This window comes from Paeniglutamicibacter kerguelensis, from assembly GCF_017876535.1.
GTDB lineage: Bacteria > Actinomycetota > Actinomycetes > Actinomycetales > Micrococcaceae > Paeniglutamicibacter > Paeniglutamicibacter kerguelensis.
The window spans coordinates 4,082,343-4,096,306 of the sequence record NZ_JAGIOF010000001.1; the positions used below are offsets into that span (position 1 = coordinate 4,082,343).

At 60.4% G+C, this 13,964-nt stretch carries 12 protein-coding genes; 7 read left to right on the forward strand and 5 right to left on the reverse strand.

Translation table 11 applies throughout. The annotated features are described in order from the left end of the window. Nucleotides 1-12 precede the first annotated feature (12 nt). From JOF47_RS18535 to rpmH, 5 genes are all read right to left on the reverse strand, one after another. Nucleotides 13-558, reverse strand: coding sequence for a Jag family protein (locus JOF47_RS18535; RefSeq protein WP_210001130.1), 546 nt, complete (start codon nt 556-558; stop codon nt 13-15). A gap of 2 nt (nt 559-560) precedes the next feature. Continuing rightward, entirely contained in the window at nt 561-1,526 is a 966-nt protein-coding gene (gene yidC / locus JOF47_RS18540; protein WP_210001132.1) for a membrane protein insertase YidC, read from the reverse strand. 15 nt (nt 1,527-1,541) lie between these two features. After that, complete coding sequence (gene yidD / locus JOF47_RS18545) at nt 1,542-1,901, reverse strand: membrane protein insertion efficiency factor YidD (RefSeq protein WP_210001133.1); 360 nt, start codon at nt 1,899-1,901, stop codon at nt 1,542-1,544. Continuing rightward, on the reverse strand, nt 1,885-2,253 hold the full coding sequence (rnpA, locus tag JOF47_RS18550; protein ID WP_210001137.1) for a ribonuclease P protein component: 369 nt from the start codon (nt 2,251-2,253) through the stop codon (nt 1,885-1,887). The genes yidD and rnpA overlap by 17 nt, the downstream gene beginning before the upstream one ends. Before the next feature lie 75 nt (nt 2,254-2,328). Beyond that, a complete protein-coding gene (gene rpmH, locus JOF47_RS18555; RefSeq protein ID WP_003800212.1) occupies nt 2,329-2,466 on the reverse strand; it encodes a 50S ribosomal protein L34 in 138 nt (45 codons plus the stop codon). A 501-nt stretch (nt 2,467-2,967) separates the two neighbouring features. Here rpmH and dnaA point away from each other — a divergent pair. The 7 genes from dnaA to JOF47_RS18590 all read left to right on the forward strand — a co-directional run bounded on the left by dnaA (nt 2,968) and on the right by JOF47_RS18590 (nt 13,956). Next, nucleotides 2,968-4,380, forward strand: a complete 1,413-nt coding sequence (gene dnaA, locus JOF47_RS18560; protein ID WP_210001139.1) for a chromosomal replication initiator protein DnaA — start codon at nt 2,968-2,970, stop codon at nt 4,378-4,380. Nucleotides 4,381-5,203: 823 nt separating this feature from the next. Continuing rightward, nucleotides 5,204-6,334: a DNA polymerase III subunit beta gene (gene dnaN / locus JOF47_RS18565; RefSeq protein WP_210001140.1), complete on the forward strand. Its 1,131-nt coding sequence runs from the start codon at nt 5,204-5,206 to the stop codon at nt 6,332-6,334. A 158-nt stretch (nt 6,335-6,492) separates the two neighbouring features. After that, nucleotides 6,493-7,695, forward strand: a complete 1,203-nt coding sequence (gene recF, locus JOF47_RS18570; protein WP_210001141.1) for a DNA replication/repair protein RecF — start codon at nt 6,493-6,495, stop codon at nt 7,693-7,695. Between the two features lie 59 nt (nt 7,696-7,754). Further along, nucleotides 7,755-8,240: a DciA family protein gene (locus JOF47_RS18575; protein ID WP_210001863.1), complete on the forward strand. Its 486-nt coding sequence runs from the start codon at nt 7,755-7,757 to the stop codon at nt 8,238-8,240. A 258-nt stretch (nt 8,241-8,498) separates the two neighbouring features. Beyond that, nucleotides 8,499-10,592, forward strand: coding sequence for a DNA topoisomerase (ATP-hydrolyzing) subunit B (gyrB, locus tag JOF47_RS18580; RefSeq protein WP_377738706.1), 2,094 nt, complete (start codon nt 8,499-8,501; stop codon nt 10,590-10,592). Between the two features lie 59 nt (nt 10,593-10,651). After that, nucleotides 10,652-13,342 (forward strand): DNA gyrase subunit A, encoded by a 2,691-nt coding sequence (gyrA, locus tag JOF47_RS18585; protein ID WP_210001142.1) that lies wholly within the window; start codon nt 10,652-10,654, stop codon nt 13,340-13,342. Further along, complete coding sequence (locus JOF47_RS18590; RefSeq protein WP_210001143.1) at nt 13,339-13,956, forward strand: DUF3566 domain-containing protein; 618 nt, start codon at nt 13,339-13,341, stop codon at nt 13,954-13,956. The genes gyrA and JOF47_RS18590 overlap by 4 nt, the downstream gene beginning before the upstream one ends. The last annotated feature ends 8 nt before the right edge of the window (nt 13,957-13,964 follow it).

The window sequence follows — 13,964 nt, forward strand, 5'->3', positions numbered from 1 at the left end:
TTGATTCTGTACTTAGGCGTCGTCGTTTGAAACGACGATGTGGCGACGGCTTCCTTCGCCATCGGACTCGCTGTGCATTCCCAGCGCTGCGACGAAGTCATGCACCAGCTTGCGCTCGTACGCGCTCATCGGCTCGAGAGGGACTTCCTCCCCCGTCTCGCGGACCTTCTGGACCGCGGCTTCGGCAATGCTCTTGAGCTCGCCGGTACGGCCCTGGCGGTAACCGGTAATGTCCAGGACCAGACGAGAACGGTTGCCCGTGGCGGTCAGTACTGCCAAGCGAGTCAGTTCCTGAAGGGAATCCAGGATCTCTCCGTTAGCCCCGACAAGACGCTGAAGAGCCTTCTCGTCCTCGGTTTCGCCGACGATGGAAATGTAGGTGCGCCCACCACGAACTTCGATGTCGATGTCGCCGTCGAGATCAGCAATATCAAGTAGTTCTTCGAGGTAGTCGGCGGCGATGTCGCCTTCCTCTTCAATGCTGTTCACAGCATCGTCAAGATTTTCAACTTCGGTATCTGCAGGCTCTGAAACTACGCTTTGATCAATATCGCTCATGGCTACTTCTTCTTCCTGTTCTTACGCTGTGGCTGTACGCGCTGCACCTTGGGCTCTTCGACAATTGCGGCGGCCGCATCTTCGTCGATCTTCTTCTGGCCAAGCGGGGGCAGTCCCTTTGCGGCGCGGCGCTCGTTGAGTTCGCGCTCGGCCTGGGAGCCCGGGGTCGGGTTGTTGCGAATGACGTAGAACTGCTGGCCCAAGGTCCACAGGTTGGTCGCGGTCCAGTAGATCAGGACACCGATCGGGAAGTTGATGCCACCGATACCGAAGACCAGGGGAAGGATGTACAGCATGATCTTCTGCTGCTGCATGAAGGGGCCTTCGAGGGCCTCCTTGGTCATGTTCTTCGACATGATCTGCTTCTGGGTGATGAACTGCGAAGCGGTCATGGCCAGAATCATAACGAGAGCAACAACAATCACTGAGACACTCGGCGAGCCGGAGTTGATCGTATTCAGGAACGTGTCCGAAAGGCGCGCACCAAAGATCGAAGACTGGTCGAAGCTATGGATGTCTTCGGCGGAGAGCTTGCCGATCGAGACACCCTCGGCGCTTGCCTTGGAGGCGTTGTTCAACACAGTGAACAACGCGAAGAAGAACGGCATCTGGATCAGCATCGGCAGGCACGAAGACAGCGGGTTGGTCTTGTGCTTCTTGAACAGCGCCCGCTGCTCGGCAATCATGGCCTGCTGCGAGAGCTGGTCCTTTTTGCCCTTGTACTTGGCCTGAAGCTTGCGCAGATCAGGCTGCAGGGCCTGCATCGCGCGCTGCGCCTTGATCTGCTTGACGAAGACGGGGATCAGAGCGGTACGGATCAACAGCACCAGGAAGATGATGGACAGCGTCCACGTCCACCCTGAATCCGGATCAAGGCCAACCATGGAGAACAGTTCGTGGAAGGCCCACAGGATCCACGAGACTACGTATCGAAACGGGCTCAGTAGCAGGTCAAAGAAGTTTGTCATTACCGGTCATGCTCCTCAGGCCGCATCTGCGGCGTCTTCGTCGGCGGGAATCGGAGGATGATTCAACACCATGATCTTGGGGGTCTTGCCCTCTGGCCAAATCCGTCTGCCTTCGGGAACGTAATCGATCCCGCCATGACTAAACGGATTACATCTTAAGACACGCCAGAACGTTAGCCCGATGCCTTTGATAGCGCCGTGCACCGTCACTGCTTCGAGGCCATAGGCCGAACAGCTAGGGAAGTAGCGACAAACATCGCCGTAGACCGGCGAAATGATCTTGCGATAAACCATGAGGAGCCCGATGAGAAGGTTCCTGGGGATATCGATCAGGAACCAAACAATCCCGGTTCGGGGTTTAGAGTCCTTTTTCATGTTTGGCACCTGCCTTGCGAACAACCGATTCAAGTCCGGAAGAGACCTGCTGGCTCAATTCGTTCCAGTCGATTTCGGAGGCGCCAGGCAAAGCCCGGAACACGAAATCGAGACCGCTGGCGTTCGCAGGATTCTGCGCGGCCAATGCACGCATTCGTCGCTTGACGAGGTTGCGGTGCACGGCATTGCCAACGGCCTTGGAAACGATGAATCCAAAACGGTTATCGCCCTGGGGGTCGTCAGTACGAACCCGTGCATATAGCACTACGTTCCGGCGCCCAGTGCGGGCGCCGGAACGTACAGTGGCTGTAAAGTCCTGCGAAAGGCGCAGTCGTTGACTCTTTGGCAACACGACGTCACGCGTCGTGTCTGATAAACAAAGAACCCACGAAAACCTGCGCTATTTCAGGACTGTAGTGCTTAATGGTTATGCAGAAAGTTCGGTACGGCCCTTGCCACGGCGGGCTGCCAGGATGGCGCGGCCTGCACGGGTACGCATACGAAGTCGGAAACCGTGCTTCTTGGCACGACGACGGTTATTCGGCTGAAAAGTCCGCTTGCTCACGGTAGTAACTCCAAGACGATCATGTGATGCGCCTTACCCGTTGCTACTAAAAAGGGAAGAACAGGCCGACGCTCGTATTCGGTGGCGCCTCATGGATTGTCGGGAACATTCGCGATTCGGAAGAATTTTGAAGGCACCAAACAGAGCCAAAAGTGCACACATAGGACTACACAACGATAGGGGAGCCGGAGAAGGTACGTCAAATTGGAGCCAAAGACGGTCCCGACCCACCCTGTGCACAATGTGATCTTAATTGTGGATACAGCGGTTGATAATCGTCATGCCGACATCAAAAGCGGGTCTGACACGCGCATCCTAGAGCTCAATTTTTACTTGTAAACCCGCAGATTTGCAAGCTCCCATGCGTTATCCACCACAGGTTATCCACTGACTGTGCATAACACTGTGGATGACCGCTAGAATCTATTCGTTGGGGTTCCGTAGTTACAGTCCCCATTCGTCGACCGTTTGGTCGTCGAATCAGATTGAAGGGGCCAAAATATGAGCACGGACGAGTCGAATAGCGTCGGTAGTGCCTGGCGCCAGGTAGTACGCCACATCGAACAGGATGACCGCGTTACTCCCATGCAGCGTGCCTTCGCCGCTCTGGCCCAGCCACAGGGGCTCATTGGTTCTACCCTGTTGCTGGCGGTTCCCAACGAACTGACCCGCGACGTTCTCCAGACCCAGCTCAAGGAGCCGCTGGAAGAATCGCTGAAGCTGGTCTTCCAATCCGATATTCGCTGCGCATTCAGCATTGATTCGGATTTGATCCCCGAAGAAGTTGTCGTTGCTCCCGTTGAACAGCCGCCGGTTCCCAAGGCACGCATCAGCGATGCTCTGCCGCAGCCCGCTCCTCCGTCGAACTCCCAGGAATTCGGACGGCTGAACCCCAAGTACATTTTTGACACTTTTGTCATCGGCTCATCAAACCGTTTTGCCCATGCAGCGGCAGTGGCAGTTGCCGAGGCGCCGGCAAAGGCATACAACCCGCTGTTCATCTATGGGGATTCAGGACTTGGCAAGACCCACCTTTTGCATGCGATCGGCCATTACGCCCGGCATCTCTACAACGGAATCCGCGTTCGATACGTAAATTCTGAAGAGTTCACCAATGATTTCATCAACTCCATCCGTGACGATGAAGGTGCCAGCTTCAAGCAGACCTACCGCAACGTGGATATCTTGCTTATTGACGACATCCAGTTCTTGGCAAACAAGGATGCCACCCAGGAAGAGTTCTTCCACACCTTCAATGCACTTCACAACCACAACAAGCAGGTTGTGATTACTTCGGACCTGCCACCCAAGCAGTTGGCCGGCTTTGAAGACCGCATGCGTTCACGTTTCGAGTGGGGTCTGCTGACCGATATTCAGCCACCCGAGCTTGAAACCCGCATTGCCATTCTGCGCAAGAAGGCCAATGCGGAGAATCTCTCGGCTCCGGACGAGGTCATGGAATACATTGCGTCGAAAATCTCCACGAACATCCGGGAGCTTGAGGGTGCGCTGATTCGAGTGACTGCTTTTGCGTCGCTGAACAATCAGTCCGTTGACATGAGCCTGGCCGAAACGGTGCTCAAGGATTTGATCACCGATGAAGGTGCCCAAGAGATCACTCCGGCGACCATCGTTGCGCAGACCGCCGAGTACTTTAACCTCACGATCGAAGAGCTCAACAGCAAATCCAGGACGCGGACCTTGGTGACCGCCCGACAGATTGCAATGTACCTGCTCCGCGAACTGACGGACATGTCCCTGCCGAAGATCGGCCAGGAACTGGGCGGTCGCGACCACACCACGGTGATCCACGCGGATCGCAAGATTCGCGAACTCATGGCGGAACGCCGCGCCATCTTCAATCAGGTCACCGAACTGACCAACCGCATCAAGCAGCGGCAGCGCGAGGGCTAACAACCGAAAAAGCCTTTAACCACAGGTGTGGATAAAGCTGTGGATCATTAAGTGGACTACCCCGCTAAGCCTGCGGATAACTACATGCAAAGCTGTGGATCCCTTAAATCACGCGGAAAGTTGTCCACGGGGTAGTGAGACTCAGTGTCACTCCCAATCACATGTTGTGCACATGCATAATCGGCGTACCCTCGCGGCCAATCAGGCTTATCCACAGTATCCACAGGGGTTATTAACACTACTAATCCCAAATTTCTACTTCATCCAAATAACAAGACCTGTTTTGCGCCCATCCGACGAAACGACGCCCAAAAGGACTTTTTGGGACGGATCTCGTGACTTGGCGGAAACCAATACCGGGAATGCCAGCGGAGTATAAGTTGATGGCTCCATGGGCCTGTTCTCGGCCAACCGCAAGCTTTGTTTTTGGATCGAATGACAACCAGAAAACTGTTCCCAGGGATTCCTGCGTTGAACTCGCATTATTCGTCCCGACATGAAGCACATTCGCCTCAGTCGAGACTTCGGACTCGACGCTAGCCAAGGAGAAAATGAAGAGCCCCATAAGGTGAGCTCCGACTCCATCCTCGGAAGACCTTGTACTCACGAGCTGAAAACTGCTGCCCCAAGAGCACCGAAACATAAAAGCCGGTAAGCTCAAACTCCATGCTGTCGTTCTGGTAAATGATTCGTTGCCGGAAATGTGAGACAGCGCATCACACCACCACTTTGAAGGCTCCGCGATTCGTTATTCCTGTCCCAAGGGAACCGCTAAGCTTGCTTTCAAGTACTGTCGACTTCGTCGTGAAAGGCGGACCACTTCGTGAAGTTCAGCGTTGAAAAGGATGTATTGGCCGAAGCCGTATCCTGGACCGCCCGTTCACTCTCCCAACGTCCGCCTTCTCCGGTACTTTCCGGAATCTTGATCACCGCTACCAACGGCACCGTGTCGTTGGCTGGTTTCGATTACGAAATTTCGGCGCACCTTGAGATTGCCGCAGACGTCGCCGAGGAAGGTACGATCCTCGTTTCCGGAAAGTTGCTGGCGGAAATCTGCCGCAGCTTGCCACAGTCGACTGCAACTCTTGAAACCGACGGCACCAAAGTCACCCTTTCTTGTGGCCGAAGCCGATTCCACTTGGCAACCATGCCAGTGACCGAATACCCCGAGCTTCCGGTTCTCCCGGAAGTCACCGGTGTTGTCGATGGTGAAGCATTTGCTCACGCGATCAACCAGGTCATCGTTGCTGCATCGAAGGACGACACCCTTCCCATCCTCACCGGCGTGAAGATGGAAATCGAAGATGACCTGATCACTTTCCTTGCAACCGACCGTTACCGTCTGGCCATGCGTGAAGTTCGCTGGAAGCCGGCACAGGCTGGAATTTCGACTTCCGCCCTTGTCAAGGCAAAGACCTTGAACGAAGTTGCCAAGACTTTGGGCTCAGCGGGCGAACTGAAAATCGCCTTGGGTGAAGGCAACGAACTTATCGGTTTCGAAAGCGGAAACCGTCGCACCACCTCACTGTTGGTAGATGGCGACTACCCAAAGATTCGTTCACTTTTCCCCGAAAATACTCCGATCCACGCAACAGTACGCACGTCTGACTTGGTCGAAGCTGTGCGTCGTGTCGCAGTCGTTGCAGAGCGCAACACCCCCGTTCGACTTTCCTTCACCGGCGGACAACTGTCGTTGGATGCCGGAACCGGCGAAGACGCACAGGCCGAAGAAGCGATCGAGGCCCAGATCGACGGCGAAGAAATCACTGTCGCATTCAATCCCGCATACTTGAGTGAGGGCCTGAACGCATTCAACAGCGAATTCGTTCGTTTCTCGTTCACCAGCGCACCCAAGCCGGCGATGATGACTGCGCAGTCTTCCCTCGATGGATCGGACAGCGACGAATATCGCTACCTGGTCATGCCGGTTCGCCTACCAAACTTGCCCAACTAGATCACCTCGCGGGAAATTTTTCCGCCACGTGGTCACGTGTTCGACCGCTCCACGATCGCTCCAACCGGGGCGGTCGAACACACCTTTTAGCGACAATTCACGCTTCATCATCCGGCCATCCCCCGACCGGGTGTGCGATCTCATAGCAGGACGTTTAGGTGTACATCTCACATGTCTCTCTCACCGACTTTCGCTCGTATGCGCAAGCCGATGTAGAGCTGGGACCCGGCACCAATGTCCTTGTCGGTTCCAACGGCGTCGGGAAAACCAACATCGTTGAGGCCATCGGCTACCTGGCATCCCTTTCCTCGCACCGCGTCACCAACGACGGCCCGCTGCTGCGTTTCGGGACCGAAAGAGCCCTTGTCCGGGCACGAATTCATCGGGCAAAACAGGTCACCACGCTCGAAGTGGAAATTACCGCCGGCAAGACCAACAGGGCACGCATCAACCGGGCGAATCCGGTCCGTGCCCGCGACATCCTCGGCATTGTTCGAACCGTTCTTTTCGCCCCGGAAGACCTTGCTCTCGTCAAGGGAGACCCGTCGAACCGCCGCCGGTTCCTCGACGAATTGCTTGTTGCGCTGCGCCCCGGCGAGGCCGCAACCCGCGGCGACTACGAGCGGGTGGTCAAGCAACGCAACGCGTTGCTGAAATCCGCCCGCCACGGCGGAAAACTCTCCACAGCCCACGAATCGACCCTCGACGTGTGGGATACCCACCTGGCCCAGACCGGGGCAAGGCTGTTGCGCGGGCGATTGGACATGCTGGAACTGCTTTCCCCCTACATGGCCGCCGCGTATGCATCTCTCGCCGACGCCAACAAGACGGCCAGCGCGTTCTACCAATCAACGATTGTTGACGACTTCGACGAGGATTCCGCGCCCAGCCCGGACACCGCCTCCGAATCCGAGCCGAACCTCGTTGCCCCGGCGGCCTTGTTGGATGCCACCCAGCCAGAGCTCGAGGAAATGTTCGTGGCGGCGCTGCTCAAGAAGCGCAGCAAGGAACTCGAACGCGGAATCACCCTGGTTGGCCCGCACCGCGACGACGTGCTGCTGCGATTGGGGTCCGCGCCCGCCAAGGGCTACGCATCGCACGGCGAAACGTGGTCATTGTGCCTTGCCCTGCGGCTGGCCGCCTACAAGGTCTTCGGCCAGGACGATCCGCGCCCCGGCGCCGGACCGATCCTGATCCTCGACGACGTGTTTGCCGAGTTGGACGCCACCCGTCGAAGCCGACTGGCGTCGATCGTCGCCGGGGCCGAACAGGTCATCGTCACCGCCGCGGTCGCCGGGGACGTTCCGGAGGAACTCGGCGGTACTTTCCTGAAGGTCAGCCCAGGCCAGGTCCACTCGTGAGCGAGAACGATCCGCACAAGCCGGAAGCCCTCGACGCTTCGCGCGCCATCCTCAACCGGATGCGCGAGGCTGCCCAGAGCCGCGGCGAAGCGCGGATCGACGCGGCCAAGGCAGCGAAATTCGAGGAAAACGCCGCCGCGCGAAAACAGCGCCGCAAGGCCAGCAGCGCACCCGCAAAGTACTCGGACGGGCGCGATCCGCAGGAAATCGGGAACCTTTTCGGCAAGATCGTCCGCGACCGCGGGTGGAGCGCCCCGGTCGCCGTCGGTTCGGTGCTCTCGCGCTGGGCCGAACTTGTCGGCCCGCAGATCGCCGAACATTGCACCCCCGAGTCATTCGAGGATTCCACGGTGGTGGTGCGCTGCGACTCCACCACCTGGGCCACCCAGATGCGCCTGTTGTCCCACGAACTGCTCAAGCACTTCGACAAGGAACTCGGGCAGGGTGTGATCACGGTCATCCGGGTCATCGGTCCCACCGCACCGAGTTGGCGCCATGGTGGACGCAGCGTCAAGGGCCGCGGTCCGCGCGATACCTACGGCTAAAACCCGAAGCGCGTAGCTGGCTCACTGGCGCTCCGGGAGGCCTCAGGCCACATACCGACCCGTTTAGGTACGAAATGAACGTTCCTATGCGTATTTGGTGGCCATTTACAGCATGTTGTGGGTGGTCAATGCCCGGAAAATTTGGTGCCACACGGTAGAATCGAGAGCAGGGCGTTTCCCCGCGCGGGCGAGACGCTGGTTCACGATCGGGCACCTCCGGTGTTCGGCCTTCCACTGTTTGAGGAGTCTGTAGCACCTGTGTCTACCGATAACACCACACCCCAGGAACCAATCGATTCCGTCGAAGGCAGCGCATCACCCGCGGCCGAACAACCTGAAGAAAGCGTCAGTGGACGGGTGGAACACACCTACGGCGCCCAAGACATCACGGTCCTTGAGGGGCTCGAGGCTGTTCGCAAGCGCCCGGGCATGTACATCGGTTCCACCGGACCGCGCGGGCTTCACCACCTTGTCTACGAAGTCGTGGACAACTCCGTCGACGAGGCCTTGGCCGGTCACTGCGACCACATCAAGATCAACATGCAGGCCGACGGCGGTGTCCGGGTCGAGGACAACGGCCGCGGCATCCCCGTGGACATCCACCCCACCGAGGGCAAGCCCACGGTCGAGGTCGTCATGACCATCCTGCACGCCGGCGGCAAGTTCGGCGGCGGCGGCTACGCCGTTTCCGGCGGCCTGCACGGCGTGGGCATCTCCGTGGTGAACGCCCTGTCCTCGCGCGTCGAGACCGAAATCCGCCGCCAAGGTAGTGCCTGGCACATGTCCTTCGCCGACGGCGGCAAGCCGCAGGGCACCCTGGTCAAGGGCGAAGACACCGATGCCACCGGCACCACGCAGACCTTCTACCCGGACGACTCCATCTTCGAAACGGTCGAGTTCGACTTCGAGACGCTGCGCGCCCGCTTCCAGCAGATGGCCTTCCTGAACAAGGGCCTGCGCATCACGCTCACCGACGAGCGCACGCTCGCGGTCGACGCCGACGAGATCGCCACCGAAGAAGACGAGATCAACGACGCCACCCCGAAGCACCGGGTCGTGGACTACCTCTACAAGGACGGCCTGCTCGACTACGTCAAGCACCTGAACTCCTCCAAGAAGGTCGAGCTCGTCCACGAGGACGTCATCGCCTTCGAATCCGAGGACACCACCAAGGGCATCAGTGTCGAGGTCGCCATGCAGTGGACCAACGCCTACTCGGAGTCGGTCCACACCTACGCGAACACCATCAACACCCACGAGGGCGGCACCCACGAAGAGGGCTTCCGCGCCGCGATGACCTCGCTGATCAACCGCTACGCCCGCGAAAAGACGATCCTGCGCGAAAAGGACGAGAACCTCACGGGCGACGACATCCGCGAGGGCCTGACCGCCGTCATCTCCGTCAAGCTTTCCGAGCCGCAGTTCGAGGGCCAGACCAAGACCAAGCTGGGCAACTCGATCGCCAAGGGCTTTGTCCAGGGCGTCGTCAACGAGGAACTCGGCGACTGGCTCGAGCGCAACCCGAACACCGCGCGCGACATCATCCGCAAGGCCCAGCTCGCCTCCCAGGCCCGCCTGGCCGCGCGCAAGGCGCGCGACAACGCGCGCCGCAAGTCCCCGCTGGAATCCTTCGGCATGCCCGGCAAGCTTTCGGACTGCTCCTCGAAGAACCCCTCCGAGTGCGAGGTCTTCATCGTGGAGGGCGACTCCGCAGGCGGCTCGGCCAAGCGCGGACGCAACCCGCACACCCAGGCCATCCTGCCGCTGCGCGGCAAGATCCTGAACGTGGAGCGCGCCCGCCTGGACCGCGCACTGGGCAACAGCGAGGTCCAGTCGATGATCACCGCGTTCGGCACGGGCATCGGCGAGGAATTCGACATGGCCAAGCTGCGCTACCACAAGATCGTGCTGATGGCCGATGCTGACGTCGACGGCCAGCACATCACCACGCTGCTGCTGACCCTGCTCTTCCGCTTCATGCGCCCGCTGATCGAAAACGGCTACGTGTACCTGGCCATGCCGCCGCTGTACCGCATCAAGTGGTCCAACTCCCCGCACGAGTACGTGTACTCGGACAAGGAACGCGACCACGCGCTGACCACCGGTGCGGCGAAGAACAAGCGCCTGCCCAAGGACAACGGCATCCAGCGCTACAAGGGCCTGGGCGAGATGGACTACTCGGAACTCTGGGACACCACCATGGACCCCGAGCACCGCACGCTGCGCCAGATCACCGTGGACGACGCCGCCGCCGCGGACCAGATCTTCTCCGTGCTTATGGGCGAGGACGTCGAATCGCGTCGAAACTTCATCCAGCAGAACGCCAAGGACGTGCGCTTCCTGGACATCTAGTCCGGATCCGGCCACTCCCCCGCGTTCACCCACAGACTTTTGACTAGAGGAAGAAATCGATGAGCGATCAGACTCCCGAAAACCCGCAGGACGGCGCCGGCGCCAACGAGGAAATCGTTGAGGGCGCGGTGATCGACGACGTCGTGGCCGTTGCCGCCGGCCACGACAAGATCGACCAGATCGACCTGCAGACCGAAATGCAGCGCTCCTACCTTGACTACGCCATGGCGGTCATCGTGGGCCGCGCGCTGCCGGACGTGCGCGACGGCCTGAAGCCCGTGCACCGCCGCGTGATCTACGCGATGTATGACGGCGGCTACCGCCCGGAGCGCTCCTACAACAAGTGCGCCCGCGTGGTCGGCGAGGTCATGGGCCAGTACCACCCGCACGGCGACACCGCCATCTACGATGCGCTGGTGCGACTGATCCAGGACTGGACCATGCGCTACCCGCTGGCCCTGGGCCAGGGCAACTTCGGCTCCCCCGGCAACGACGGCGCCGCCGCCCCGCGTTACACGGAAACCAAGATGTCGCAGCTGGCCATGGAAATGGTCCGCGACATCAACGAGGACACCGTCGACTTCCAGGACAACTACGACGGCAAGAACCAGGAACCCACGATCCTGCCGGCGCGTTTCCCGAACCTCTTGGTCAACGGCTCCTCCGGCATCGCCGTGGGCATGGCCACCAACATCCCGCCGCACAACCTGCGCGAGGTAGCCTCCGGCGTGCAGTGGTACCTGGAAAACCCCGAGGCGTCCCGCGAGGAACTGCTCGAGGAACTGATGCTGCGCATCAAGGGCCCCGACTTCCCGACCGGCGCCATGATCCTTGGCACCAAGGGCATCGCCGACGCCTACCGCACCGGCCGCGGCTCCATCACCATGCGCGCCGTGGTTTCCGTCGAGGAACTCCAGGGCCGTACCTGCCTGGTGGTCACCGAGCTGCCGTACCAGGCCAACCCGGACAACCTGGCCGTGAAGATCGCCGAACTGGTCAAGGACGGCAAGATCACCGGCATCGCCGACCTGCGCGACGAGACCTCCGGCCGCACCGGCCAGCGCCTGGTGATCGTGCTCAAGCGCGACGCCGTGGCCAAGGTCGTGCTGAACAACCTGTACAAGCACACGCAGCTGCAGGACAACTTCTCCGCGAACATGCTCGCGATCGTCGACGGCGTGCCGCGCACGCTCTCGCTGGATGCGTTCATCCGCCACTGGGTGACCCACCAGATGGAAGTCATCATCCGCCGCACCGCCTTCCGCCTGCGCAAGGCCGAGGAGGAGGCGCACATCCTGCGCGGCCTGCTCAAGGCCCTGGATGCGCTTGACGAGGTCATCGCGCTGATCCGCCGCTCCTCCACCACCGACGCGGCACGCGAGGGCCTGATGGAACTGCTTCAGATCGATGATCTCCAGGCCCGCGCCATCCTCGACATGCAGCTGCGCCGCCTGGCCGCCCTGGAACGCCAGAAGATCCAGGATCGCCACGCCGAGCTCGAGCTCATGATCGCCGAATTCAAGACGATCATCGCCGACCCGCAGCGCCAGCGCACCATCATCTCCGAGGAACTCGCCGAGATCGTCGAGAAGCACGGCGACGACCGCCGCACCAAGGTGCTCATGGGCTACGACGGCGACATGAGCGTCGAGGACCTGATCCCCGAAGAGGAAATGGTCGTCACCATCACCCGAGGCGGCTACGTCAAGCGCACCCGCTCGGACAACTACCGCTCGCAGCACCGCGGCGGCAAGGGCATCAAGGGCGCCCAGCTGCGCGGCGACGACGTCGTCGAGCACTTCTTCGTCACCACCACGCACAACTGGCTGCTGTTCTTCACCAACCACGGCCGCGTGTACCGCACCAAGTGCTACGAGCTTGCCGAGGCGGGGCGCGACGCCAAGGGCCAGCACGTGGCAAACGTGATGGCCTTCCAGCCGGACGAGCGCATCGCCCAGGTGCTGGATTTGCGCGACTACGAGCAGGCCCCGTACCTGGTGCTGGCCACCCGCAACGGCCTGGTGAAGAAGACCCGCCTGGCGGACTACGACACCAATCGTTCGGCCGGCGTCATCGCCATCAACCTGCGCGAGGGCGACGAACTCGTTTCCGCACAGCTGATTTCCGAGACCGACGACCTGATGCTGGTTTCCCGCAAGGGCCAGTCGGTGCGCTTCACGGCCACCGACGAAGCGCTGCGCCCAATGGGTCGCGCCACCTCCGGCGTGACCGGCATGAAGTTCCGCGACGAGGACGAATTGCTGGCGGCGGACGTCGTCACCGAGGATTCCTATGTGTTCATCGTCACCGAGGGCGGCTACGCCAAGCGCACCAGTGTCGAGGAATACCGGGTCCAGTCCCGCGGCGGCATCGGCATCAAGGTCGCCAAGCTGGCCGAGGAGCGCGGTGATTTGGTCGGCGCGCTGATCGTGCACGACGAGGACGAAGTTCTCGTCGTCATGGAGGGTGGCAAGGTCGTCCGCTCCGACGTTTCCCAGGTTCCGGCCAAGGGCCGCGACACCATGGGCGTCATCTTTGCCAAGCCCGACAAGAAGGACCGCATCATCGCGGTGGCAAAGAACACCGAACGCGGGCTCGGAGAGAACACCGAGGAAGATGCAGTACCGTTGAACGCGGAAAAGACACAAGAAACGGCCTCCGAGGCTCCAGCGGGTGAAGAAAACCCGGCGGAAACTCAGGAAAACCTTGAGCAAAACGACGAGGCCACCAACGACGGAGGTAACGCGTGAGCACCCCGAATACCCCCCGCCCGGCGGGCGGCACTGGTGGCACCCGTCCCGCAGCGCCACGGCAGACCCCAGTAGGCGCACCCCGTCCGGCAGGCGGAGCACCGCGTCCCGGAACCGCACAGCGTCCGGCCGGTGCCCCGCGCCCCGCCGGGCAACGCCCTGCCGGCTCCGCGCCCCGCCCCGCCGGGCAGCGACCTGCCGGAGCCCCCGGCACCCGCCCGCAGCAGCTGGTGCGTCCTGCGCCGAAGGCCAAGGTCCGCAAGGCCCGCCTGCTGATCTCCAAGGTCGATCCCTGGTCGGTGCTGAAGATGGCATTCCTGCTTTCGGTGGCACTGGGCATCGTTACGGTTGTCGCATCCGTGGTCTTCTGGTCCATCCTGGACCTGACCGGCATCTTCAACAGCGTCAACGGCTTGTTGCGCGAGGTCATCGGAACCGAATCGGACTTCGACCTCACAAAGATCGCTTCGTTGGGTCAGGTCGCTTCCTTCGCCACCATTATTGCCGTGGTCAATGTGGTATTGCTCACAGCGCTTACGATGCTTGCGGCAGTGCTTTACAACCTCTCGTCGACGCTTGTTGGCGGAATTGGCGTGACTTTGACCGACGATTAATCGTCAAA

Coding starts and splice junctions, on each gene's coding strand:
- JOF47_RS18575 (WP_210001863.1), top strand. CDS start 7,755: ATGCGCGAGGCTGCCCAGAGCCGCGGCGAAGCGCGGATCGACGCGGCC.
- yidD (WP_210001133.1), bottom strand. CDS start 1,901: ATGAAAAAGGACTCTAAACCCCGAACCGGGATTGTTTGGTTCCTGATC.
- dnaA (WP_210001139.1), top strand. CDS start 2,968: ATGAGCACGGACGAGTCGAATAGCGTCGGTAGTGCCTGGCGCCAGGTA.
- gyrA (WP_210001142.1), top strand. CDS start 10,652: ATGAGCGATCAGACTCCCGAAAACCCGCAGGACGGCGCCGGCGCCAAC.
- yidC (WP_210001132.1), bottom strand. CDS start 1,526: ATGACAAACTTCTTTGACCTGCTACTGAGCCCGTTTCGATACGTAGTC.
- JOF47_RS18535 (WP_210001130.1), bottom strand. CDS start 558: ATGAGCGATATTGATCAAAGCGTAGTTTCAGAGCCTGCAGATACCGAA.